Source organism: Pseudomonas sp. W3I7 (genome assembly GCF_030816095.1).
GTDB lineage: Bacteria > Pseudomonadota > Gammaproteobacteria > Pseudomonadales > Pseudomonadaceae > Aquipseudomonas > Aquipseudomonas salomonii.
Window position 1 is genome coordinate 2833297 of the sequence record NZ_JAUSXP010000001.1, and the last position, 25151, is coordinate 2858447.

At 59.6% G+C, this 25151-nt stretch carries 18 protein-coding genes; 10 read left to right on the plus strand and 8 right to left on the minus strand.

Features of this window, described 5'->3' with window-relative positions; genetic code table 11:
- Window positions 1–17: 17 nt before the first annotated feature.
- Window positions 18–1328, minus strand: a complete 1311-nt coding sequence (locus QF043_RS13270) for an MFS transporter (protein ID WP_138817628.1) — start codon at window positions 1326–1328, stop codon at window positions 18–20.
- A 185-nt stretch (window positions 1329–1513) separates the two neighbouring features.
- Here QF043_RS13270 and QF043_RS13275 point away from each other — a divergent pair, with 185 nt between their 5' ends.
- From QF043_RS13275 to QF043_RS13285, 3 genes are all read left to right on the plus strand, one after another.
- The gene (locus QF043_RS13275) at window positions 1514–2620 is read left to right on the plus strand and encodes a sugar diacid recognition domain-containing protein (protein WP_307418830.1); all 1107 of its coding nucleotides are present in this window, start codon (window positions 1514–1516) and stop codon (window positions 2618–2620) included.
- 91 nt (window positions 2621–2711) lie between these two features.
- The gene (locus QF043_RS13280; RefSeq protein ID WP_307418832.1) at window positions 2712–3857 is read left to right on the plus strand and encodes a glycerate kinase; all 1146 of its coding nucleotides are present in this window, start codon (window positions 2712–2714) and stop codon (window positions 3855–3857) included.
- 1196 nt (window positions 3858–5053) lie between these two features.
- A complete protein-coding gene (locus QF043_RS13285) occupies window positions 5054–5566 on the plus strand; it encodes a GNAT family N-acetyltransferase (RefSeq protein ID WP_305459947.1) in 513 nt (170 codons plus the stop codon).
- Here QF043_RS13285 and QF043_RS13290 read toward each other — a convergent pair.
- Complete coding sequence (locus QF043_RS13290) at window positions 5563–6255, minus strand: aspartate/glutamate racemase family protein (protein ID WP_307418833.1); 693 nt, start codon at window positions 6253–6255, stop codon at window positions 5563–5565. The two genes, QF043_RS13285 and QF043_RS13290, sit on opposite strands and share 4 nt — an antisense overlap.
- A 171-nt stretch (window positions 6256–6426) precedes the next feature.
- Here QF043_RS13290 and QF043_RS13295 point away from each other — a divergent pair, with 171 nt between their 5' ends.
- Together QF043_RS13295 and QF043_RS13300 are read left to right on the plus strand one after the other, a co-directional pair.
- Window positions 6427–6921, plus strand: a complete 495-nt coding sequence (locus QF043_RS13295) for a hypothetical protein (protein WP_307418834.1) — start codon at window positions 6427–6429, stop codon at window positions 6919–6921.
- Between the two features lie 154 nt (window positions 6922–7075).
- A complete protein-coding gene (locus QF043_RS13300) occupies window positions 7076–7744 on the plus strand; it encodes a DUF3313 domain-containing protein (RefSeq protein WP_307418835.1) in 669 nt (222 codons plus the stop codon).
- A 101-nt stretch (window positions 7745–7845) separates the two neighbouring features.
- Here the strand turns inward: QF043_RS13300 and QF043_RS13305 are convergent, their stop codons facing one another.
- From QF043_RS13305 to QF043_RS13315, 3 genes are all read right to left on the minus strand, one after another.
- On the minus strand, window positions 7846–9246 hold the full coding sequence (locus QF043_RS13305; protein WP_307418837.1) for a DUF1254 domain-containing protein: 1401 nt from the start codon (window positions 9244–9246) through the stop codon (window positions 7846–7848).
- A 318-nt stretch (window positions 9247–9564) separates the two neighbouring features.
- Window positions 9565–9930, minus strand: a complete 366-nt coding sequence (locus tag QF043_RS13310) for a response regulator (RefSeq protein WP_307418838.1) — start codon at window positions 9928–9930, stop codon at window positions 9565–9567.
- Between the two features lie 207 nt (window positions 9931–10137).
- Window positions 10138–13722 carry a hypothetical protein gene (locus QF043_RS13315; RefSeq protein ID WP_307418839.1) on the minus strand — a complete coding sequence of 1195 codons (3585 nt, stop codon included), beginning with the start codon at window positions 13720–13722 and terminating at the stop codon, window positions 10138–10140.
- Between the two features lie 266 nt (window positions 13723–13988).
- Between QF043_RS13315 and QF043_RS13320 the strand changes: the two genes are divergently transcribed.
- From QF043_RS13320 to QF043_RS13340, 5 genes are all read left to right on the plus strand, one after another.
- The gene (locus QF043_RS13320; protein ID WP_307418840.1) at window positions 13989–17486 is read left to right on the plus strand and encodes a response regulator; all 3498 of its coding nucleotides are present in this window, start codon (window positions 13989–13991) and stop codon (window positions 17484–17486) included.
- Window positions 17487–18317, plus strand: a complete 831-nt coding sequence (locus QF043_RS13325; RefSeq protein WP_370694339.1) for a protein-glutamate O-methyltransferase CheR — start codon at window positions 17487–17489, stop codon at window positions 18315–18317. It abuts the gene before it with no gap.
- The gene (locus QF043_RS13330) at window positions 18314–18913 is read left to right on the plus strand and encodes a chemotaxis protein CheB (protein ID WP_307418841.1); all 600 of its coding nucleotides are present in this window, start codon (window positions 18314–18316) and stop codon (window positions 18911–18913) included. Before QF043_RS13325 ends, QF043_RS13330 begins: the two co-directional genes overlap by 4 nt.
- Entirely contained in the window at window positions 18907–20100 is a 1194-nt protein-coding gene (locus QF043_RS13335) for a hybrid sensor histidine kinase/response regulator (protein WP_017138793.1), read from the plus strand. Before QF043_RS13330 ends, QF043_RS13335 begins: the two co-directional genes overlap by 7 nt.
- 78 nt (window positions 20101–20178) lie before the next feature.
- The gene (locus QF043_RS13340) at window positions 20179–20556 is read left to right on the plus strand and encodes a response regulator (protein WP_003217591.1); all 378 of its coding nucleotides are present in this window, start codon (window positions 20179–20181) and stop codon (window positions 20554–20556) included.
- A gap of 26 nt (window positions 20557–20582) precedes the next feature.
- Here QF043_RS13340 and QF043_RS13345 read toward each other — a convergent pair whose 3' ends face one another.
- From QF043_RS13345 to QF043_RS13355, 3 genes are all read right to left on the minus strand, one after another.
- Complete coding sequence (locus tag QF043_RS13345) at window positions 20583–22253, minus strand: ATP-binding protein (RefSeq protein WP_307418842.1); 1671 nt, start codon at window positions 22251–22253, stop codon at window positions 20583–20585.
- Entirely contained in the window at window positions 22250–23752 is a 1503-nt protein-coding gene (locus QF043_RS13350; RefSeq protein WP_307418843.1) for an ATPase domain-containing protein, read from the minus strand. The genes QF043_RS13345 and QF043_RS13350 overlap by 4 nt, the downstream gene beginning before the upstream one ends.
- Window positions 23753–24030: 278 nt before the next feature.
- The gene (locus tag QF043_RS13355) at window positions 24031–25089 is read right to left on the minus strand and encodes a HEAT repeat domain-containing protein (RefSeq protein WP_307418844.1); all 1059 of its coding nucleotides are present in this window, start codon (window positions 25087–25089) and stop codon (window positions 24031–24033) included.
- Window positions 25090–25151 lie beyond the last annotated feature (62 nt).

Sequence of the window (25151 nt, forward strand, 5' to 3'; positions counted from 1 at the left end):
CTCCCACAGAGGCCGCGCTATACCTTCAAGGTACGCGTCATGCGCAACGCCAACACGCTGCCGGCCACAATCACCGCCGCCAGCAGGTACAACGCCATGTCTGTGGACCCGGTGGCATCCTTCACAAAGCCGACGATATACGGGCTCAAGAACCCGGCCATCTGGCCCATGGAGTTGATCAGCGCCAAGCCGCCAGCCGCCGCACCCGCACTCAGCAGGGCGGTTGGCACCGGCCAGAACATCGGCAAGCCGGTAAGGGCGCCCATGGTGGCGATGGTCAGGCCGAGAATCGCAATAGCCGGGGTGGTGGCGAAGTTCACCGCAATCACCAGGCCAATCGCGCCCATCAACATCGGTACCACCAGGTGCCAGCGACGTTCCTTGCGCAAATCGGCGGAGCGGCCCACCAGCAGCATGAACACGGCGGCCAGCAGGTAAGGGATCGCACTCAGCCAGCCAATCACCAGGTTATCGCTGAAGCCCAGGTTCTTGATGATCGATGGCAGCCAGAAGTTGATGGCGTACACGCCGCTCTGGATGCAGAAGTAGATCAGCCCGAACGCCCAGATGGCCGGGTTCTTGAACACCTCGCCGAGCGAATCGGTGGTGGTTTTCGGCTTGTTGGCCAAATCCGTCGCCTGATCGGCTTCCAGCACCGCACGCTCGTGGGGCGTGAGCCACTTGGCGTTGGCAAAGCTGTCGCTGAGCAGGAAGTAGGCGAGGGCGCCGAGTATCACGGTGGGGATGCCTTGCAGCAGGAACATCCACTGCCAGCCCGCCAGGCCGCCCTGGCCGGCGGCGAAGTGGTTGAGGATCCAGCCGGAAAACGGGCTACCCAGCAGGCCGGACACTGGAATCGCCGACATGAACAACGCCATGATCCGCCCACGGCGAAAGGTCGGGAACCACTGCGAGAGGTACAGCACCACGCCGGGGAAGAACCCGGCTTCTGCGGCACCGGTCAGCAGGCGCAAGCCGTAGAAGTGGCTGGGGGTGGTGACGAACAGCAGGCACGTGGAAAGCGTGCCCCAGACAATCATCATCAGCGCAATCCAGCGCCGTGGGCCGAATTTGGTCAGCGCCAGGTTGCTCGGCACGCCGCACAGCACGTAGCCGATAAAGAAGATCCCGGCACCGAGGCCGTACACCGTCTCGCTGAATTTCAACGCATCGAGCATCTGCAACTTGGCAAAGCCAACGTTCACCCGGTCAAGGTAGTTGAACAAGTAGCAGATAAAAATGAAGGGAATCAGGCGCAGGGTAATGCGCTTGTAGATGGCGTTTTTATCGTCATCGGTGGCCAGTGTGGCAGCGGCGCTCTGTGACATGGCAGTCTCTCTTTATTATGATTTTTTGCGATGCGAGGGTAACGTTGATCGCCCAAAGAGTCTCGGCCACCTTGTTGGGTGCTGTCTTTGTGCCTGTGCACTGTCAAGCGGGCTTTGCGCTGTGCCTCTGAACAACGGCATGAACAAGGGCATGAACAACCCCGCCTTTAAAGGAACTTAGCCCCATGTTCGAGCTGGATCATGACCTGGCGCAGGATATCGTCAATCGCACCATGGCGATCCTGCCCTATAACGTCAATGTCATGGACAGTCAGGGCCTGATTCTCGGCAGTGGCGAACCGGGGCGAATCAACACCCGGCATGAAGGCGCGCAGTTGGTGTTGGCCAACGGCAGGGTCGTGGAAATCGATGGCCAGACCGCCAAACACCTGAAAGGCGTGCAGCCCGGCATCAACTTGCCGTTGATGCACGATCAACGCCTGATCGGCGTACTGGGCATCACCGGCGAGCCTGAGTTGTTGCGCACCTACGCGCAACTGGTGCGCATGACGGCCGAAATGCTGGTCAGCCATCGGCATCAACAAGCCGAGCAACAGTGGCGGCGCCAACGCTGTGATGACCTGCTGGCCTTGCTGCTGGCCGACAGCGGTGACTCACCGCGCCTGGTCGATGAAGCCCGGCAGTTGGGGCTCAAACCCCAGCTGGCCCGCACGCCCTACCTGTTCGAACTGGGTGCAGGCCAATCAGCGGAGGCCTTGAGTACCTGGCTGAGCAGCCGATTCCCGGACAGTTGGTGCGTCAGTTCTGCACAGTTTTCCTTGCTGTGGTGCAGGCCTGCGGCGGCCCAGGTGGATAACCCAAAACTGCTGGAAAAACTTCAGGGCCTGGGCTGGAAGGTCTTGCGCGTGGCGGTTGGCGGGCAGGCTGATGGCCTGGCCGGGTTGCGCCGCTGTTACCGCCGCGTCACAGACTTGCTGGCCTATGGTCGCGATATCCTGCCGCAATCGCAGCTGTTGACCCTCAATCGCTATCGCCTGCCGGTGATGCTCTGGCGCCACCGCAACGACGACGCCTTGGACGAATTGCTCAACCCCTTGCGCAAAGTCCTGGCCAAGGACGCCAACGGCCAGTTATTGGCTACGTTGCGCAGTTGGTGTGAACACGACGGCCAAAGCCAGGCGTGTGCCGATGCCCTGGGCATTCACCGCAACAGCCTGCGTTACCGCATGGAGCGCATTGCCGAACTCAGCGGCGTCGACCCGCTGACCCTCGACGGCATGCTCGCGCTGTACCTCGGCGTACAGCTATTGCCCCAGGCTTTGTCGGAATGAACAACAAACCTCACCGGCACTTGTGCATCGGACCGGCGTCATTGCCAATGGCAACTGGCAGCATGGGCGTTATAAAAACCGGAGAAAGCCCATGAAAATCATCATCGCCCCCGACTCATTCAAGGACAGCCTGAGTGCCGAAGGCGTTGCCCAGGCGATTGCCGACGGGCTCGTTCAGGTATGGCCGGATGCGCAGTTAATCCAGTGCCCAATGGCCGACGGCGGTGAGGGCACGGTGGATGCGGTACTCGCCGCCTGCAACGGCGAACTGCGTCGCGAAACGGTGCGCGGGCCCTTGGGTGAGGCCGTCGAAGCACGCTGGGGCTGGCTTGCAGACAGCCACACCGCGATGATCGAAATGGCCGAAGCCAGCGGCTTGCAACGTGTACCGACTGGCCAGCGCGATGCGTGCATCAGCAGCACTTTCGGCACTGGCGAGCTGATCCGCGCAGCCCTGGATGCCGGTGCGCAGCGCATCATCCTGGCGATTGGCGGCAGCGCCACCAACGACGGTGGGGCAGGCGCGATGCAGGCGCTCGGCGTGCAGTTGTTCAACGCCCAGGATCAGGCCCTTGCACCGGGCGGCCTGGCCTTGGCCGGGCTGACGCGTATCAGCCTGGAGCACTTGGACCCGCGTTTGGCCCAGGTACGGTTTGAAATCGCGGCCGACGTGAATAACCCGTTGTGCGGGCCGCACGGCGCGTCCGCCATTTTTGGCCCGCAAAAAGGCGCTGACCCACAGCAAGTCGAACAACTTGACGCGGCGCTCGGGCGCTTTGCCGATCACTGTGCCCAGGTTCTGCCCAAAGACGTACGCGATGAGCCGGGCAGCGGCGCGGCCGGTGGTCTGGGGTTTGCCGCCAAGGCCTTTCTCGGGGCGCAGTTCCGTGCGGGCGTGGAGGTGGTCGCCGAGTTGGTAGGCCTGGACGCGGCCGTGCGTGGCGCGGACCTGGTGATCACTGGCGAAGGCCGCTTTGATGCCCAGACCCTGCGTGGCAAAACACCGTTTGGTGTGGCACGGATTGCTCAGCGTCATGGCGTGCCGGTCATCGTGATCGCCGGCACCCTGGGCGAAGGCTATGAGCAGATGTATGCCCATGGCGTGGACGCCGCATTCGCCTTGCCTTCAGGCCCTATGAGCCTGGAGCAGGCGTGCAGCGAGGCGCCGCGTTTGCTGCGTGAACGCGCGGTGGACATTGCGCGGGTATGGCGCACAGCGCTCGGCCAGCGTGGCTGACAGGCGCCTCATGTAGCTGGTTGTTCTTGTGTGGGAGCTGGCTTTTGGTAGTGTACATATCCGTTGCTGCGGTAACGGCTGCCTAGGGTTCCGCTCTTACAGCGGGTCACTTTTGTAAAGACCGGAATGCCGGCCCAGACAAAAGTAACCAAAAAGTCTTCGCCCCAACACTCGGTGCCTCGCTATGGCTCGGCATGCCCGCAATCCGCCAGTGATTGGGGGGGGGGCCGCCGCCACGCGCCATCCATGGCGCGGGGCGGCTAAACCGGCATCCCTGCCGGTTTACCCCCCAAATCACTGTCAGATTCCGGCCATCGTGTTTGACGGGGCGATTTCAGATCAAGATCAAGATCAAAATCAAAAGCGCAGATCAAAAGACCGCTGACTTCGTCATCGAAAAGGATGTAAGGGCCAGAGCAACAGCAACAGCAACAGCAAAGCCATACTCGGTCAAAGGTGGGAGCTGGCTTGTCGAATCGTCGCACCGCTGCGATGGCATCAACTCGGTGTACCTGATGTACCGAGGTGTCTGCATCGCAGGCAAGCCAGCTCCCACAGAAAAGCAGTTCTTCAGTGCATGCGAATCCGCAGTCGACCTCATATTCAAAACTGCATGCGGTCAACTGTGGGAGCGGGCTTGCTCGCGAATGCGGTGGGTCAGTCAATTCATCTGTCTCTGACACACCGCATTCGCGAGCAAGCCCGCTCCCACATTTAGACTGTGTTGCATCAGGTACATAGGCTTTTGCTTTGCACTTGATCTGGCTCTTGCTTCAACCACTCAGGTCGGCTTTCAGGCCGCCGTGCTGTAGATCTTGATCTTGATCTTGATTTTGATCTGAGGCGCCCCGTCAACCACGATGGCCAAACGCAGGCTTGAATCCGTGGGTAACCCGGCAGGACGCCGGGTTAGCCGCGCTGGGCCAAGGATGGCCCATCGCGGCGGCCCACGGATTCAAGCCGGAGTGAGGGCACACCGAGCCTAAGCGAGGTGCCGAGTGGTGGGGCACAGACCTTTTGGTTACTTTTGGGGCGTTTGCCAAAAGTGACCCGCCGTAAGGGCGGAACCATAAGCGGCCGTTACCGCAGCAACGGATATGTACACCGACAAACCGCCACAACCGTCAGCCCCTAGCCAGCATGCAGCCTCGGCCCCTACACTGGCCGGCCACTTGTCTTTCAAAGGATGAAACGCAATGCACGCACCTGAACCCCATATCGTGATCCAGCGCTTTACCGAAGCCCACCTTGAAGGCGTCGCTGCGCTCTATAACGACCCGGCCGTGTGCCGTCAGGTGCTGCAAATGCCTTATCAGTCGGTGGAGGCCTGGCGCAACAAGCTGGCACTCGATAATGAGCGGCGGCTACAGCTGGTGGCGGTGCATGGCGGCGAGGTGATTGGCCAGCTTGGCCTGGAACAGACCCTGCGCGTGCGGCGCAGCCATGTCGGCTCATTCGGCATGGGCGTGGCCACGGCCTGGCAGGGCAAAGGCGTGGGTTCGCGGCTTTTGACCGCCGCGTTGGAGGTGGCCGACAACTGGATGAACCTGCACCGCGTGGAACTCACGGTGTATGCCGACAATCAAGCCGCGCAAGGCCTGTACAAAAAGTTTGGCTTCGAGGTTGAAGGCCTGCTGCGCGATTACGCCCTGCGTGACGGCCAGTTTGTCGACACCTTGAGCATGGCGCGCCTGCGCCAGTCGGCTTAATCCTGCAGTGCAAACGCCACCGCTGCCTGCGCATGCAGCTCGGTGGTGTCCAGCAGCGGCAGGTGGCTGTGCTGCGGCTTGATCAGCAGGCCGATTTCCGTACAGCCCAGGATAATCGCCTGGGCACCTCGCGCCGCCAGTGATTCGATCACACGTTGGTAGACCTGGCGTGAAGCCTCGCTGATCACCCCGACACACAATTCCTCATAGATGATGCGGTGTACGGCCTGGCGCTCGTGTGTGTCTGGCACCAGCACGGTCAAGCCCTGCGCGGCCAGGCGTGATTTGAGAAAGTCCTGTTCCATGGTAAACGCAGTGCCGAGCAAACCCACGGTCAACGTACCGGCGTCGACCGCCGCCGCACCCGCGGCGTCGGCAATATGCAGGAATGGAATCGACACCGCCGCTTCGATACGCGGCGCCACCAAATGCATGGTGTTGGTACACAGCACCACACAGTCCGCGCCGCCAGCCTGCAGGCGGCGCGCGGCGTCTTCAAGGATCAGCGCGGTGTCGTCCCAGCGCCCGGCATGCTGAGCCTGCTCCACCGGGCCGAAGTCCACGCTGTACATCAACAGTTGCGCCGAGCGCAGCGGCCCGAGTTGGTCACGCACGCGCTGGTTGATGATGCGGTAATACTCGGCGCTGGACTCCCAGCTCATGCCGCCGATAAGGCCGATGGTGCGCATGCGATACTCCGGACAAGGAAGGTTGCTTCACCTTACCCATCGGCCACGCATTAGTCATATGCAGTTGCCGGCGAAATCACCGGTGCAGTTTCGCGGGCGTTAATCATACGGCCGGCCGCCGCATCTGCCATGATCATGCCTCGCAACCTGGCTCACCCAAGGAAACTGGCAATGGACGATATACAGCAACTGGGCGAGATGCTTCGTCATTACGCCGACAGCGAAGCGCATAAAAAACAGCAATTTGATCTGCAGTCGGCGCGCTGGGCACAAAAACTGGGTGAGCTGTTCGGGCACATTGAGCAGTGGCTGGAGCCGGTCAAGACCGTCGGTTTGCTTGAAGTCCAACGCGAAGCTTATGTCGCCAGCGGCCCTGGCCTGCCGGCCGAGAGTTCGACTTTCAAGACCGAGAAGCTCACTGTGCAGATCACTGGCAAGGCCGTGGAATTTGTGCCGGAAGTGATGGGGGCAGGCGGCGCGATAGCCGTGTCGGTAATGGGCCTGACAGCCGCGCGACACGGCAGTGTGTCACTGGTGCTGCCGGCGGACAAAAACGATTGGCTGTGGAAGAAAACCAACGGTTTGAAAGACCCGGACACCTTTGCCTTCGATGCCAACTTCCTGGCCGCGCAGCTGCAGAGCCTGATCCCGCGTGACCGGGGCTGATCGCATAAGGTCTACCAGCGCGCTGGCTGGAGCCAGCCGCGCCCGCTGGGCTGGCAGAGCATGGCCAGGTTGAGGTTGGCTTTAGCGCGTTTTTCCCAGGATTGGCTATACCTACAGCTCAGTGTCTCGACGATGACTGCCAGGGAGCTCAATGATGAAATCAAGGCTAATGATCAGCACGCTGTGCGTTGCAATCGCAATGGTCGGCTGTGCCAGCAAGGTAACGCAACCGGACGAGTATTCAGGCTTTCTCTCGGACTACAGCCACCTCAAAGAGGCGAAGTCGCCTTCAGGGGTCGAGGTGATGCGCTGGGTTGACCCCGACCTGAACCTGAATAACTACACGGCAGTGTTCATTGAACCGACGCAGTTCTACCCCAAACCCCAAGCCACCGCGAAAATTCCCGACAGCACCCTCAACGGCATCAACACCTATTACAACCAGGCGCTCAAGCGTGAGCTGGCCAAGTCGCTGCCGCTGGCCAACGCGCCGGGCCCAGGTGTGATCGTGGTGCGCGCGGCCATTACCGCCGTCAGCAGCAAGACTGAAAGCCTCAAGCCCTACGAGTACGTGCCTGTGGCGCTGGTGGCAGCTGCAGTGAGCACCGGCACCGGCATGCGTGACCAGGAAACCACCCTGGGCACCGAGGCGCAGTTCCTCGACGGTGGCAGCGCAAAAGTGATTGCCCAGGTGGTGCGCAAAGGCACCGGCAAGCCGTTGTCCAACGACTCGCAGGTGATGAAGGCCGATGACGTGAAAAGCGTGATCGACGGCTGGGCGTCGGACTTGCATCAGTCCTTTGTGAAGCTCAAAAAGCCCTGACCATTGACTGTGGCAAGGGCGCAAGCTCCCTCGCCACAGGTTTCAGTCGTGCACGTGATGCTCCCTTGTCGGCCTGATGTCTTGAGGCGCGTGCCGGAGCATCACTTAAGCGGTGTCAGTGGCGGCAGCTTCCATTGACCATTGCCCACCTCGGGCTTGGGCAGGTAAATCCGCAGCACGGCGTAAAACGGACCGGGTGGGGCCGGCAACCAGTTGCTCTGTTCGGTTTTTGGCGGCTCGTGGTGCTGCAAGGCCAGGGTCAGGCCGCCGTCGGCGTCCCGCTTGAGGTTGGGCAGCATCGCTGAGTTGATCAGGTAGCGTTTTTTGAGGTTGGGCGCCAACAGTTTGGTCTTGGCGTCGTACATGGTCAGCGACCAGAACGCTTCGGCCGGTGGCAGTTGGTCCTTGGCAAAATGTACGGTGTAGCTGTGACGTGCGCCGTTGGCCGGTTTGCCTTCGCTGTCGACGAAGTAGGTCATGTAGATGGCTTCGTCGGTGGAGTTGCCGAAAATCCCCAGGTTGGCGCCGGCGTAGCGGTACAGGTAGTTGTTTTTCAGGCGGTCACGGCTGCCGAACAGGTCGCTGCTGGTGACTTGGTGGGTATCGACTTTGTCTTTCTTGAACGCGGCAAACTCGGCACGGCCGTCGGCGATCCCTTCTTCCAGGGCTTTGCGCTGTTCAGCGGTCAGGTCCTTGACCTTGAAGGGCGCACCGGGGGCAATACCAATCTTGGCAAAGCGCGCCATCAGGTCTTTTTCGCTGTCCTGGGGCGCGGCAAAGGCCAGCATGAAGTTCAGGTAGCGAAACAGCTGCGGGCCTTCGGTCATGGTTGCCATGGGTTTGGGCCATTCGATCTTCGCCACTTTGGCCGGCGCAGGCTGCTTCACGTAGGCACTCAGCGGCTGCACTTTGTAGCCATTCTGGATCTGCTTGACCTTGTTCAGGTCCTTTTCATCAAACAGCTGCGTGCGGTACAGCGCATAGGCGATGTTGCTTTCGCTGTAGATCACGCGGTCGACGTCGACAGGCTGCTGACCTTTCCAGTCGGGCCCGGCGATCATGTAGTGGCCACCATTGTTGCCGGTGCTGCGAGTGCCCAGGTAGGCGATGTTCTGCGTGTAGAGGTCGATCAACTGCACCGAGTAGTAACGGTTGTCGTCGATTTTGGGCAGGGTCAGTACCAGCGGCTCTTTGCGCAGGTCCATCCATACGAAGGAGTAGGGCGTGTCGGCGTTCGGGGTGACGAAGGCAGTGTCCCTGGGCGTGAACACCTGGGCGGTATTGCCGATATGGTTGAACGGCGCCTTGAAGTTGGCACCGCCTTTGTCGACGGCTTGGGTGTAGAGCGTCTTGTACATCTCCACTACCGGGTAGCCGTACAGGTAGGCTTCCTTGGCAATGGCCCGGGCTTCGGTCGGGGTCGCCGTGAAGTCGGCCCAGGCGCCGGTGCTCATGAGTATCGAGAGGCTCGCCAACAGCAGGCGCGTCGGTTTTCCAATCATGTTGTTGCGTCCTTCCTGAGTGCTTTATAGAGGGCGTGGGATCAAAGCGCCGAGTTTCCTGTTTTATTGGCCGAACGTCACGTTAATCCCTGCAAACAACGTGAACTGAGCTAATCCATCACCTTTGCGTGCCACTGTCCATTGCGGCTCGACAAGGGTGTTGACGATACTGCTGCCGGCTTTCCAGGCCTTGCCTGCGCCCACGCCGATGGGAAGGTAGCAGGCGTTCAGACTCGCCGGCTGACCAAAGGCATCAGTTTGTGCGTGTGGGGATGTTCACGGTTTTGCGCGGGGGGGAAAACGCCGCAGGTATCGGGCTCAAGCAGCGGGCAACATCGATTTGACCTTGTCACGCAGTTGGTCGATGGAGAACGGCTTGGCGATCACTTGCATGCCTGCGGGCACATCGATGTTCTCGGCATAGCCGCTGGCGAACAGAATCGGCAGCGCGGGGCGAAGCTCGCGCACGCTAGTGGCCAGTTGCTTGCCGTCCATGTCCGGCAGGCCCACATCGGTCATCATCAGGTCGATGGGCTGGTCGGCATTATTAACAAAATTGAGGGCCTCTCCGGCGTCGGCAGCTTCAATCACCGAGAACTCCAACTCTTCAAGTACATCGACGATCAGCATGCGCACGATGGCGTCGTCTTCGACTACAAGGATGGTGGAGGGGGCAGCGCTCATAAGGGGAATTCCTGAAAAATGGAAAGGCAGGTGTCTGGCGGTGAAAGGCCGTTCTCTAATGAGTCACGGCCCTCTCGGCAAGTTCCATTGGTGGGGCATTGTGAAGGGAATGGATGCAAATGTCGCGTGGCATGCACGGCGGCGCGCTGAGCGCGCAAAGCGTCAATGACAGGCTACACGCGGGCCATTGACGCCATGGGCGTCACGTCAAAGTGGGGTGTTGAACAGGGCATACGGGTTGTTGTAGGGCACCGTCATAATAAAGTTTCCTTCGCTGAATTCGCTGATGTTGTACTCCGGCACACCTTTGGTAATGGCAACTGGATCAAGCGTGCGCGCCGTCTTCCCGCTGTTCAAGGAGACTTCTAACCCTTTTCGCATTGACGCTTCATCAGGAAAGGTTGCAATACCGAAGTTTGGATTAAAGAAAAACCATTCCTTCTGGTTGTTTTTATCGAGCGTGACGCCCGCCAGAAGCCCATGATTCTGGGTGCTGATCTTCAGGGACATGGGAGGGGTTGCGGTGCTTAACCGCTCAGCAATGTCGGTATACGGCACTTGGCTGACGCGTTGAGTACCGTGAAACTGTTCACGGAGCACCTGATGCATTTGGTTCAGCTCTTTACGAAAGGCCTGAACCTTGGTGTCGTTAGCATTCCTGGCGGCTTTGAAAAAGTTATTGATGAACGTGTCCTGCTGGTTGTTTAGAATGGCCAGCGCCATCATATTCACCAGGGCTGCACACTCACCATTGGACGCCAGGTCTGTTTGGCTGAGGTAGAAGTTCTGCGGCATCATGGTGGCCTTGCCACCTTGTGCCAGTACTTCCGTTTCAAACGTCTTGAAGCTCTCAAGACTCTGAATGGCCATGCGCTTTTCTATCTCTTTGGCCAACGTGCCAATGGCTTCGGGATTCCCGGCCTTGCTGACGGCCAGGCTTTTTATCTCCGAGACCCTCATGCTCGAGTGATAGCCCGGGATATCGCCTACAGCCCCGGAAAGGCCTCGAGCGTAAGCAGCTGGATCGCTTTGTTGCGCTGCCTGTAAGGCCAGCCTGAACTGTTCTCCGGTTGCCTTGGGTACGGGAGCGACATAAGTGGCCAGCCAATCTATGAAGTTGTTGTTTATTTCACCGTTGGCGGCGACGGTTGCAGGTTTGAAGTCGATTAGCCCTGTACCGTAGGGCTGCTGCTTGATCGGATCAAAGGCATACCATTTACCGTTTTGAAAGGCCGCACCGCCTTCAATGCTCTGCCCGGCAATCTTGTAGGTGCCGGTTGCCACCACGCCATGCTGTTTACTGGCCGCCTTGAGCAGGTCATAACTGCCGGCAGCGCCCTTGAGCATATTGATGCCCCGAGCGCTTTTAGCGGCCAGAAACTTGACCCCTGTGCCTATGCCTCTCACCAAGTCGTCCATTCCGCCCAGTGGGTTGAACGCACTGATGGCCGCTGCACCGATGATGCGTGCCGCCCGCAAACCCTTCGAAGCGGCCGTCACTGTCTTGATGCTGGTGTTAGCCACGCGCGCAGCCGTCGACGCGCCCAGCGTCACGAAACCGAAGGCATCCATTGTCAGGTCTATACCCGCCTCCAGATAGTCACCGTTCTTGAAGTTAACGATCGCTGATCTGAGCGGGATGAAATCCAGAAAAAAATTGGTGACTTTCCAGTCGTTCTCCATTTGCTGGTCAAAGCTGGTGGAACCTCTGGCCTGCTTGATAACATCCTGATTATCAAGATCGAGATGTTTGACAAAGGCATCGGCGAGGGCCTGTGTCCGAACGCTTGAGAAACTCGAAGGAACGGGTAATGGAATGCCGGCGGACTTGTCCTGGCTGAAGTCTGGCTTAGGCTCCTTGGTCGGCGTGAACTGCTCTTTACTGAAGATTTTGTTGGCTTGGCGCTCACGCTGTTCGGTCAATACGCTAGCGGGCACCACGGTGATGGCGCCTTTACTCAGGTCGATCTCATAGACTTTATCGTCCGTCCCGCCTGTGACTTTTACCCACAATGTTTTACTGGTGTGTATCAGTTTGTTTTTAGTTAGCGTGGTGGGTATCTGGTAGGTTTTATCTTGATAAAACTCGAGCTTCCCATATTCGAAATTCTGCCTGTCAGCCAGCGGAAGGTCGGCCACCAGAGATTTGATCAACTTGTCCACGCCTTTCTTACGTAAGTCGATCGCCTGGGTTAATTGTGTGTTGAATGTCTTGTTCACCTCGAAGGTGAGGGATTTGCCTTTAATGGCCTCGCGAACGCGCGGGTCTTCAGTTTCCCATTCGTAAGCGTGTAGCCCGCTCGTGACGATATCCAACAGCGAGAACATGCCCGCTGGCGCTCGATTTGGATCGTAAAGCGGTTGCATGAGCGTTTGATTGGAGTTCTTGACCTTCAGGACTTTTGCTTCAAGAGGCACCGTGTCGCCAAACGCCTCCTTTATCACGGCTCGGGCTATTTTTTCGCGATTGGGTAATTCGGCGCCTACCTCTTCGGCACCTTCTACCCGCAGGGTCAATTGCCGGTTGAATTCGGTTCTGATTTTCTCAATGTCGTCGAGAGTGTAATCATCCCCAGTTCTAACGCTGATCACGTTATGAACTACGCCCCAATCCAGCAACGCCGCCTGCTGGGCTTGCGCGGTGACGGAAGCATCCTGTAACCCGGCGTTTTCAGCCGCGAGCATGACCTGGGCAAACGTCATGCTCGACACTTTTCCCGGCGTCTGGGCTTCAATAGTCGCTACTGCGATCGACAAGTTGACCCATGCCACGCTGCCGTAGGTGACATTGGCGGGGATGTCCTTGACCAGCAGCGCGGGTGCCTTTCTTGCCAATAGCAAGTGGGCACCCGCTTTGGCCATCTCGGGGGTGGTTTTGCCGCTATCAATCAAGTGTTGGGTCAACCCGTCTTTTACCACTGAGAGTGGTTGACCCCAATGCGCTCGCTGCGCCAGATCGAAGCCGGCCACCTTGTTTCGATGCGGCGCAGTGACGGATTCCGGGTCCAGCAGCACATTGATCGCGGCCAATGTGTAGTCGTTCACACTGGTCTGTGTGGCGATTCCGTTCAATCCGTTCTGCAATGCCAGCCCGAACGCCTGTGCGCGAGGCGAACTGACGATGGCTTCCAGGGCTTTGGCTGGATCGTCTGATGCCTCAGCCGTGAGCGGCTGGTTGCTGTTCAAATACTCCAGCACACCCTGGCTTGCGCCCAAATGAGGCGGGTTTGGATGGCGGTTGGCGTACTGAACGGCGGCGGTCTGCAGCGCGCTTTGCTCGGTGCCACTCAGGGGCAGCGGCCACGACAGGCCTCCGCCAAAGTTGCCTAGAGGGTGTTCCTGAGCCCGGTTAAGGACCGTAAGGGCAAGGCCGATCAGGCCAGTATGGGTGCTTGGCGCAGACAAACCCATCGACTGAATGTAGGTCTCCAGGGTAACGGTACTGCCAGCCTCTGACGGGTAGCCTGAATCGGGATGAATATCCATTGGTGTGGTTCGCAATGCCGTCAGGATTGCAGGCACGCTGGCGTCGATGCCCAGACGTGCGGCGATGTCACGCAGCTTTTGCCCTAGAGACTGCAAGTTCTGTTTGCGCCCAAGTTCCGTTTTAAGGTCGCCTGACGGCGGGTTGGATGCAGGCGCGTGCGCGTGTGTTGATGCGGGCAGTGTTTCAGTGCTTGGGTGGGTGTTCGACGGCAAGTTGTTAATGGGGGCAGGGGCAGGTGCGGGAGCTTCGACGACAAAGGCGCTGGGGTTGTCTGCAAGGGTGCGGGTAGGGGCGGTTATGTTCATTGGGGTTACCTTGGTGGGTCAAAAAAGACGCCTTCCAAAAGATCTTCCGTGTTCCCGAGGCGCAGTTCTGAGTGCCGCCACCCCTTATCTACGTTCCGCCGCATCTGTGTGCATGTGTGTATGTGGCCTGACGAAACCGGCCCGGATTGGCGCGAAACTCACCTGCAGCCTGTAGGCAAGCACTTCAAAACTACGCACAAACATAGCCTTGGCCACCGCTATTCGGGCAAACTCCCCCTTTTTCCGCACTTGGCCAAGGCATGCCCATGACTCCCGCGTCGTCCGTCGATGAAAAGAGCTTCCGTACCCTGCTGAGCCGAAACGTCGCGTTACCTTTGGGCGTCGGCGTGCTCAGCGCGGTGTTTTTCGTCTGCCTGATCACTTATTTGCTGTCGGTGATCCAGTGGGTGGAGCACACCGACCGGGTTATCAATAACCTCAATGAGTCGTCCAAGCTCACGGTGGACCTGGAAACCGGCCTGCGCGGCTACCTGATCACTGGCGACGAGCATTTCCTCGACCCTTACGAAGTGGCCAAACCGCGCATCATTGGTGACCTGCACAACCTGCAGGAGCTGGTGGCGGACAACCCGCAGCAGGTCGATCGCCTCAAGCGCCTGGAGTCAATGCAATACGAGTGGAACAAGTACGCCCAGTCGATGATCGACTTGCAGCGCAACAGCGGCGATTACCGCGGGGCGGTGAAGGCCGGACGCGGCAAGAGCCTGACCGACGCGATCCGCAATGAATACGCGGATGCCGTCGCGATGGAGCAGGCCTTTCGTGTCAGCCGCAATGCCGATGTGACCCGCACCACGATTATCAGCGTGACCTTGTACCTGGTTTTTGTGCTCGGGTTGAGCGGGTTCCTGGCCTATATCGGAAGAAAAAATTTAGTTTCACTTTCAGAGAGTTACAGCGCAAACCTCGCGTCGCAACAGAAGATCGCCCGGCGTCTGGAGCAACAGGCCTGGCTGCGTAACGGCCAGACCGAACTGGCCGAACAGGTGCTCGGCCAACTGACACTGAACATGCTTGGGCGCAATATCCTGCAGTTTTTTGCCCAATACATGGGGTCGGCGGTTGCAGCGCTCTACGTGCGCGAAGAACACGGCGGCCTCAAGCGCGTGGCCACCTACGGGTTTTCCCGCGAGCAAGAGCAAAAAGAACAGGCGATCTACAGTGATGAGGGCATTGTCGGCCAGGCCGCCCAGCTTGATCGCCTGATCCGTCTGGACGATGTGCCGGTGGATTACTTCAAGGTCAGCTCCGGCCTGGGCGAAGGTTCGACCCGCAGTGTACTGGTGATGCCCACCAGTGATGATGACCGCGTCAATGGCGTGATCGAGCTGGGGTTCCTGCGCCCACTGGAGGAGCGTGACGTTGAGTTGCTGGAACTGATCGCCGGCAATATCGGCACCTCCATCGAAGCCGCGCGCTATCGCCAGCGCCTGCAGGAAGTGCTCGCCGAGACCCAGCAGCTCAATGAAGAGCTGCAAGTGCAGCAGGAAGAACTCAAAACCGCCAACGAAGAACTCGAAGAGCAGTCGCGCATCCTCAAGGAGTCCCAGGCCCACCTGGAAACCCAGCAGGCGGAGCTTGAACAGACCAACGAGCAACTCGCCGAACAGACGCAAATCCTGTCCGATCAGCGCGATGCCATGGACCGCAAGAACGTCGAGCTAAACCAGGCCCAACTGGAGCTCGAAGACCGTGCCGACGAGCTGCAGCGCTCCAGCAAATACAAGTCCGAGTTCCTTGCCAACATGTCCCATGAGCTGCGTACGCCGCTCAACAGCTCGTTGATTCTGGCCAAGTTGCTGGCCGAGAACCCGCAGGAAAACCTCAGCGCCGAGCAGGTCAAGTTTGCCGAGTCGATCTATTCGGCAGGCAACGACCTGTTGAACCTGATCAACGATATTCTGGATATTTCCAAGGTCGAAGCGGGCAAGCTGGAAATGCGTCCGGAAAACTCCAGCGTGGCCCGCCTGGTCGATGGCCTGCGCGGGATGTTCGAACCCTTGGCCGCCGATCGCAAGCTGGGTTTCCAGGTGGACATTCAAGCGGATGCGCCGCTGATGCTGTTCACCGACCGCCAGCGCCTGGAGCAGATCCTCAAAAACCTGCTGTCCAACGCGGTCAAGTTTACCGAGCAGGGCGATGTCAGCCTGTCGGTGTCCCGTGCGCCAGGGGAGGGCGTAGCCTTTACCGTGCGCGACTCGGGCATTGGCATCGCGCTGGACCAGCAGGAAAGCATCTTCGAAGCCTTCCGCCAGGCCGATGGCACCACCAACCGCCGTTACGGCGGCACTGGCCTGGGCCTGTCGATCTCCCGTGATCTGGCGAGTTTGCTCGGCGGTTATATCAGCGTGACCAGCGAGCCAGGCAAGGGCAGCGTGTTCACCCTGGTACTGCCGGAGCATTATGTAGAGCGCGAGGAAGGTGCCGCGCCGATCGAGGCGCCACGCCAGGTGGTGGCAGCGCCGGCGCCCAAGCCCATGGCGATCTCACCGCTGCCGGTGGCCGATGCCAAACAGATTCCGCGCTTTGCCGACGACCGCGACAAGGCGCCGTTCGCCACCCGCTGCATCCTGGTGGTGGAAGACGAACCCAACTTTGCCCGCATCCTGTTCGACCTGGCCCACGAACTGGGCTACCACTGCCTGGTCGCCCACGGCGCAGACGAAGGCTACAGCCTGGCCGAGGAGTACATCCCGGACGCGATCCTGCTGGACATGCGCCTGCCTGACCATTCCGGGTTGACCGTGCTGCAACGCCTCAAGGAGCACGCCAATACCCGCCACATTCCCGTGCACGTGATCTCCGTCGAAGACCGCGTCGAAGCCGCCATGCACATGGGCGCCATCGGTTATGCGGTGAAGCCGACCACCCGTGAAGAGCTCAAGGACGTGTTTGCGCGCCTGGAAGCCAAGCTGACCCAGAAGGTCAAGCGCGTGTTGCTGGTGGAGGACGATGACCTGCAGCGCGACAGCATTGCCCGCCTGATCGGCGACGATGACATCGAAATCACCGATGTCGGCTACGCCCAAGAGGCACTGGACCTGCTGCGCACCAACATCTACGACTGTATGATCATCGACTTGAAGCTGCCGGACATGCTCGGCAATGAGCTGCTCAAGCGCATGGCCACCGAAGATATCTGCTCGTTCCCGCCGGTGATCGTGTACACCGGGCGTAACCTGACCCGTGACGAAGAAGCCGAGCTGCGCAAGTATTCGCGCTCGATCATCATCAAAGGCGCACGCTCACCTGAACGCTTGCTGGACGAAGTGACGCTGTTTCTGCACAAAGTCGAATCCCAGCTGTCCCATGACCGCCAGAAGATGCTCAAGACCGCCCGCAGCCGCGACAAGGTCTTCGAGGGGCGCAAGATCCTGTTGGTCGACGACGATGTGCGCAACATCTTCGCCCTGACCAGTGCCCTGGAGCACAAGGGCGCGGTGGTGGTGATCGGGCGTAATGGCCATGAAGCCATCGACAAACTCAATGAAGTCGAGGACATCGACCTGGTGCTGATGGACGTGATGATGCCGGAGATGGACGGTTACGAGGCAACTGCCTTGATCCGCCAGGACCCGCGCTGGAAGAAACTGCCGATTATTGCGGTGACGGCCAAGGCCATGAAAGACGATCAGGAGCGCTGCCTGGCGGCAGGCTCCAACGATTACCTGGCCAAGCCGATCGACCTGGACCGGCTGTTCTCGCTGATTCGCGTATGGCTGCCGAAGATGGAACGCATTTAAGTGGAGCACGTTTTCTTGGAAAAAAGCAGCGACATTGAGCTGCGCCTGCTGATTGAGGCGATTTACCTCAAGTACAGCTACGACTTTCGCGACTATTCCGGCGCGTCCGTCAAGCGCCGCGTGGCCCACGCACTGCGTCAGTTCGATTGCGCGACCATTTCTGCGCTGCAGGAGCGGGTGTTGCATGATCCGACGGCCTTCATGCAGTTGCTGCAGTTTCTGACGATCCCGGTGAGCGAGATGTTTCGCGACCCGTCGCATTTTCTGGCGATTCGCCGGGAAGTGGTGCCGCTGCTCAAGACCTACCCCTCGATCAAAATCTGGATCGCCGGGTGCAGCACGGGCGAGGAGGTGTACTCCATGGCGATCCTGCTGCGCGAAGAGGGCTTGCTGGAACGCACCATCATTTACGCCACCGACATTAACCCGGCGTCCCTGGACAAAGCCAAGCAAGGGATTTTTTCGCTGGAGAACGTGCGTGCCTACACCGCCAATTATCAGCAGGCCGGTGGCCAACGTTCATTTGCCGACTACTACACGGCCGCTTACGATTACGCGATCTTCGACAAGACGCTGCGCGAGAACGTGACCTTTGCCGATCACAGCCTGGCAACCGATAGCGTCTTTTCAGAAACTCAATTAATTTCATGTCGCAACGTATTGATTTATTTCAATAAAAAGTTACAGGATCGAGCGTTCGGGTTGTTTCATGAGTCGCTGTGCCATCGCGGCTTTCTGGTGCTGGGCAGTAAGGAAACCCTGGATTTCTCCGCCTACAGCAAGCAATTCGAACCCTTGGTCAAACAGGAACGGATCTACCGAAAATCATGAGCGACGCCGCAATTAACCCGCCACGCGGGATTGAAGCCATCGTCGTCGGCGCCTCCGCTGGCGGTGTTGAGGCGTTGCTGACAATTTTTGGTACGTTGCCTGACACCTTCGGCTTACCGATTATTGCCGTGCTGCACCTGCCGGACGAGCGTCGCAGCCAATTGGCCGAAGTTTTTGCGCGGCGCCTGAGCATTCCGGTGCAAGAAGCACGCGACAAGGAAACGATCGTGCCAGGCACCCTGTATTTCGCCGGCCCCGGCTATCACCTGTCGATAGAAAGCGACCGCAGCCTGTCGATGAGCCAGGAAGACCGCGTGCATCATTCGCGGCCGGCCATCGATTACCTGTTTGCCTCGGCTGCCGACACTTACGGCAACAGCCTGTTGGCGATTCTGCTGACCGGCGCCAACCAGGATGGCGCGCGTGGCCTTGCCCATGTCAAAGACTCGGGTGGCACCACCATCGTCCAAGAGCCCACAGAAGCGCGTATCGCCGTGATGCCCTTGGCGGCGCTGGCCTTGCACACACCTGATCATATTCTCACCTTGAGCCAGATTGGTTCACTGCTGGCTTCCCTGGAATCTTCCCCATGTTAAGTACTGTCCAGGCCAAACTGCTGATCGTCGACGATCTGCCGGAAAACCTGCTGGCCCTTGAAGCGCTGATCAAGCGCGAAGATCGCCAGGTCTTCAAGGCATTGAGCGCTGACGAGGCCTTGTCACTGTTGCTGGAGCATGAGTTCGCCATGGCGATTCTCGATGTGCAGATGCCCGGCATGAACGGTTTCGAGCTGGCCGAACTGATGCGCGGCACCGAAAAGACCAAGAACATCCCGATTGTGTTCGTCAGCGCCGCCGGCCGCGAACTCAACTATGCCTTCAAAGGCTATGAGAGCGGTGCAGTGGATTTTTTGCACAAACCGCTGGATATCCACGCAGTAAAGAGCAAAGTCAACGTGTTCGTCGACCTGTACCGCCAGAGCAAGGCCATGAAACAGCAGGTCGAAGCACTGGAGCGCAGCCGCCGAGAGCAGGAGCTGCTGCTGACGCGCCTGCAGGCCACCCAGGCGGAGCTTGAGCAGGCCGTGCGCATGCGTGACGACTTCATGTCGATCGTGGCCCACGAAGTGCGCACGCCGCTCAACGGGCTGATCCTCGAGACCCAGTTGCGCAAGATGCACCTGGCGCGGGATAACGCCGCCGCGTTCACCCTGGACAAGATGCACGCCATGGTCGACCGCGACGAGCGCCAGATCCAGAGTCTTATCCGCCTGATCGAGGACATGCTCGACGTGTCGCGCATCCGCACCGGCAAACTGTCGATTCGTCCGGCGCGCTTCGACCTGGCGCAACTGGTGCGCAACCTGGTGAAAAACTTCGCCCCGCAAGTGGCATCCGCCGGTTCTTCGATGCACCTGGTTGCCGATGAGCCGGTGGAGGGCAACTGGGATGAGTTCCGTATTGAACAAGTGGTCACCAACCTGCTGACCAACGCCCTGCGCTACGGTGCCAAAAGCCCGGTGGATGTGCGCGTGTACACCGAACACGGTGAGGCGCGCGTGGAGGTGCGTGACCGCGGCATCGGCATCAGCGCAGACAACCAGAAGCGTATTTTCCAGCAATTCGAACGCGTTTCGGCCAGCCACGTAGCGGCAGGCCTGGGCCTGGGGCTGTTTATTTCCGAGCAGATCGTGACGGCCCATGGTGGCACCATCGAGGTCGAGAGCCAGATAGGCGAGGGCGCGCTGTTCCGGGTGTGCCTGCCACTGGGCGAGCCGCAATGAAATCAATCGTCAGCTCGACGCAACCTCTGCGTGACCCCATGGTCGTACTTGCAGCAACTGACCGGACGAAGGCTTCCCATGAGTGAAGATGCACAAGATGTCGTACTGATCGTCGAAGACGACGAATCCATTATGTTTGTGCTGGGTGAATACCTGGCAGGCCTGGGCTACCGGGTACTGAAGGCGATCGATGGGGAGCAGGCCTTCGAGATTCTGGCCACCAAGCCGCACCTGGACCTGATGGTCACGGATTACCGCCTGCCGGGCGGGATTTCCGGTGTGCAGATCGCTGAGCCTGCGATCAAGCTGCGACCTGAATTGAAAGTGATCTTTATCAGCGGTTACCCGCAGGAGATCCTCGACTGCAACAGCCCGATCACCCGCAATGCGCCGATTCTGGCCAAGCCGTTTGATTTGGATACCTTGCAAGAGCATATCCAGCGCCTGCTGGCCTGAAGCAACAGGGCTGCCTGGCAGCAGCCCTATTGCTTGATCATCTCCCGCACCTTCGCCGTCAACAAATCGAAGGTAAACGGCTTGGTGATCAACTGCATCCCCGGATCCAGGAACCCCCCGCGCACCGCCGCATGCTCGGCGTAGCCAGTGATAAACAATACCTTGAGTTCCGGGCGCAATTGCCGCCCGATCTCGGCCAGTTGCCGCCCATTCATGCCGGGCAAGCCCACATCACTGATCAACAGGTCAATACGCTGGTCGGATTGGATGATCGGCACCGCGGTATTGGCATCGCCAGCCTCGACAAAGGCATAGCCCAACTCCTTGAGCACTGCGCTGACCAGTACGCGTACGGCCGGATCATCCTCGACGATCAAGACGGTCTCGCCTGCATTGGCGAACGGCAGCAGTGCCGGGTTGACGGCAACGTCCGCGATGCGTTCACCCATAAAACGCGGCAGGAACAGGCTGACGGTGGTGCCCTTGCCAACCTCACTGTGGATCGTTACATGCCCATGGGATTGCCGGGCAAACCCATAGATCATCGACAGGCCCAGGCCGGTGCCCTGGCCGATCGGTTTGGTCGTGAAGAACGGGTCGAAGACACGACCCAGCAAGCTTTCCGGGATACCACAGCCGGTGTCGCTGACGCTCAGTTCCACGTAATCGCCTGGCAGCAAGGTGCCATAGGCGGCCGTGAACACGTTGTCGAGGTGGCGGTTGGTGGTCTCTACAGTCAGGCTACCGCCGCTGGGCATCGCGTCGCGCGCATTGATCACCAGGTTGAGCAGGGCGCTTTCCAGCTGATTGGGGTCGGCCTCGGCGGTCCACAGTTCATCGCTCAGACGCATGTCCAAAGCGATGCTTTCGTTGATACTGCGTTGCAGCAATTCGCCCATGGAACTGACCAGCTGGTTGATCTCCACAGGCTTGGAGTCCAGCGACTGGCGGCGTGAAAACGCCAGCAAACGGTGGGTCAGGCCGGCAGCGCGGTTGGCCGAGGTCACGCCCAGGTCGATCAAGCTGTCGAGGTCGTCCAGTTTGCCGCGGGCCACCCGCCGGCGCAGCAGCTCCAGGCTGCCGATAATGCCGGTGAGCATATTGTTGAAGTCATGGGCGATGCCGCCGGTCAATTGGCCGACGGCCTCCATTTTCTGTGACTGGCGCAGCGCTTCTTCGTTGTTGCGTAGTTGCGCTGTGCGCTCTTCAACCTGCTGCTCAAGGGTTTCCAGGGTCCGTTGCAGGCGCAGCTCGCTCTCGCTCAAATCAACCAGGCGGTCACGGGCCTCGTACTGGCGGCGTCGCCCACGCAGCGCCGCGCTCACCAAGCTGATCAGCGTTACTGGGTGGAAAGGGCGCTCCAGGAAGGTCACATTGCCCAGCAAACCGCTCAGGTGCGATGAGCCGTTCTGTTCACTGCCGCCATGGTGGGTGAGCAGTACGATGGGCAAGTCGGACCAGGCCGGCTGCTCATGCAGGTAGGTCAGCAGCGGCTCCAGGTCGACACCGCGCAGGGCTTCGGCGGCAATCACCAACATACCGACGCCGTGCTCAAGTGCTTCGCAGAGTGCGGTCAGGTTGGCGGCAACCATGCCGCTGTAGCCGGCTTCCTTGAGCATCATCAGCGCCAGGGAGCCGTCACGGCCCAGTGGCGCGAGGATAATTGCGCGCTCGGAGACGGGAGAAAGACCGGTCACACGCCCTCTTCCTTGAGCAGTGGGGAACCGGAGCCCATATAAGTCGGGATACCGCGCAGTACGCCCTGGAAGTTGTCCAGGGGCTCGCCCACCGTCAAACCCGTGCTGCCAATACGGTATTCGCGAATAGTGGACTCGTGGGTGCCGGTGCGCTTCTTGATGATCGAAATAGCCCGGCGGACCTTGCCGAGTGCTTCGAAGTAACGCAACAGGATCACGGTATCAGCCAGGTAAGTAATGTCGACGGGAGCCTGCATGTCGCCCACCAACCCATGTTGAGCCACCGTCATGAACGTCGCCGCGCCGCGACGGTTCAGGTACAGCAGCAACTCGTGCATATGCAGGATCAGAGAGTTTTCCTCAGGCATGGCCGCCTGGTAGCCGTTGATACTGTCGATCACCACGGTTTTGATCCCACGTTCATCGACGCAACGCCTGACTCGGTGGGAGAACTCGCCAGGCGACAGCTCCGCCGCGTCCACCTGCTCGATCAGCAGGTTGCCAGTGTCTTGCAGCGCGGCGAGGTCGATGCCCATGTTTTTCATGCGCTCGAACAACAGGCCCAGCTCTTCATCGAAAATGAACAGCGCGGCTTTTTCGCCGCGCGACACGGCAGCGGCGGCGAAGATCATCGAGATCAAGGATTTGCCGGTACCGGCAGGGCCGAGGATCAGCGTGCTGGAGCCAGTTTCTACGCCGCCGCCCATCAAGGCGTCCATTTCGCGGACGCCACTGCTCAAGGTCTGACGCACGTAACCACCACGATGCTCGGCGGCCACCAGGCGTGGGAACACGTGGATGCCGTCTTGCATGATGGTGAAGTCGTGAAAGCCGCCCCGGTATTTCTGGCCACGGTACTTCACCACGCGGATGCGGCGGCGTTCAGCGCCGTAGGTGGGCGTCAGCTCTTCCAGACGAATCACGCCGTGAGCCACGCTGTGCACGGTTTTATCCAGGGACTCGGTGGTCAGGTCGTCAAGCAGCAGCACGGTGGCGTCATAGCGCACAAAATAGTGTTTGATCGCCAGGATCTGGCGTCGATAGCGCAGCGAGCTTTGCGCCAGCAGGCGGATTTCCGAAAGGCTGTCGACCACCACGCGGGTGGGCTTGATCCGTTCCACCACTTCAAAAATCTGCCGGGTCGCCTCACCCAGTTCCAGGTCGGAGGAATACAGCAGGCTTTGCTGGTGCTCGGCGTTGAGCAGGCTTTCCGGTGGGGTCAGCTCAAAGATATGAATGTTGTCGTCCAGGTCCCAGCCGTGGGACTTGGCACCTTGGCGCAACTCGCGCTCGGTTTCCGACAGGGTGATGTACAAGGATCGCTCACCGTTTTTTGCGCCGGCTTGCAGGAAGTGCAGCGCTACGGTGGTTTTGCCGGTGCCGGGTTCGCCTTCCAGCAGGAACAGGTGGCTGCGTGATAGCCCCCCGGAAAGAATGTCATCAAGACCTTCGATGCCGGTGGCCGCCTTTTCACTGAACAGCTCTTTGGATGTAGACAAGAAGTGCCCTCGGGTCACGTACATGTAATGGGGGCGCGCCACCTTGGGCGCGCCATATTTACTTGACCGTAGAGGTTTGTGGCGGTTCAACCTGTCGTATAAATCGTAGTGGATTTGTGACCTGCGCCAAAGCGCTGCTTTTGTGTGGGAGCTGGCTTGTCTGTGGGAGCTGGCTTGCCTGCGATGGAGGCACCTCGGTGTGTCTGTCAGATAGAGGTGATGCTATCGCAGGCAAGCCAGCTCCCACAGAAGATCAGAGCTGCATGGGGTGTGCTTGGCTAAAGCCCTTGCTGCAACGCCGGATCATCCGGGTTCTGTTGTTCCAGTTGCGCCAGCAATACCTGCACATTCTGCAACTGCCCGGTTTCTTTCCAATAGTTGACCAGCAACACACGCGCCTTGCGATTGGCGGGGTGGCGCTGGACGATTTCTTCCAGTTGACGCTGGGCGGCGTCCACTTCTTCCTGGGCGTGCAGGGTGGTGGCGAGGTCGAAGCGGTAATCCTGATTGTCGGGCTCAAGCTCTACGGCTTTGGACAGGCCAAGCAACGCGTACGGCCGCTCCCCATGGTGCAGCAGCCACATGCCCAGAGCGTGTTGCAGGTAGGCCGACTCCGGGTGCGCCGCCAATTGCCGCGCCAGCAACTGGCGCGACTCGTCGGTTTTGCCCTGCTTATCGAGCAATTCGATCTGCGCTACCACGGCTTGCAGGTTGTCCGGCTGCAGGCGCATGGCCTGCTCCAGTGCATGTTGCGCGTCCGGCAGCAGGGCGCTGTGGATGTACAAGCGTGCAAGCTGGATCCAGCCCTCGGCGGTTTCGGGCTCAGCCTTGAGCTTTTTCACAAACTCATCGAGCACTTGCTGCAGAGGCCCGAAATACAGGCCCAGGGTATCCGGCGACAGGCCGAGCAGGGCGTTGGCGGCGGCAAAGCGCACGGCTTGTTCAGGGTCGTCCAGCACCGGGCCAAGCAGCAAGGTGCGCTGGCCGCTGGGCACCAAGCCGACAATGCTGTGAATCGCCGCTTCGCGAACCAGCGGCGACTCATCGGCCAGGTCTTTATCCGCCAGCTTCAACGCCTGAGGGCTTGGGTAATTGGGCAGTTCAGCGTGTAACGCCGCGCGGCGTTCAGGTGACAGGTCCGGGCGACCCAACTGCTGATACAGCACACGGGCGGCGCCGGGTTCGCCGTTGCGCGCCTGTTTCAACGCCTTGGCGTAACCATGGGCAATCGCCGGCGGCACGGCCACCGGGGTGGAACGGGAGAAAAACCAGGTGACCAACACAAGCAACAACAGGGCGCACAGGCCGAGGATGGAATAACGGCGTGACTTTGACATGCAGGCGTCCAAAAGCTGGGGGCAGCTAATCGCAAAGCCACAAGCTTCGGCCAGACCACGAC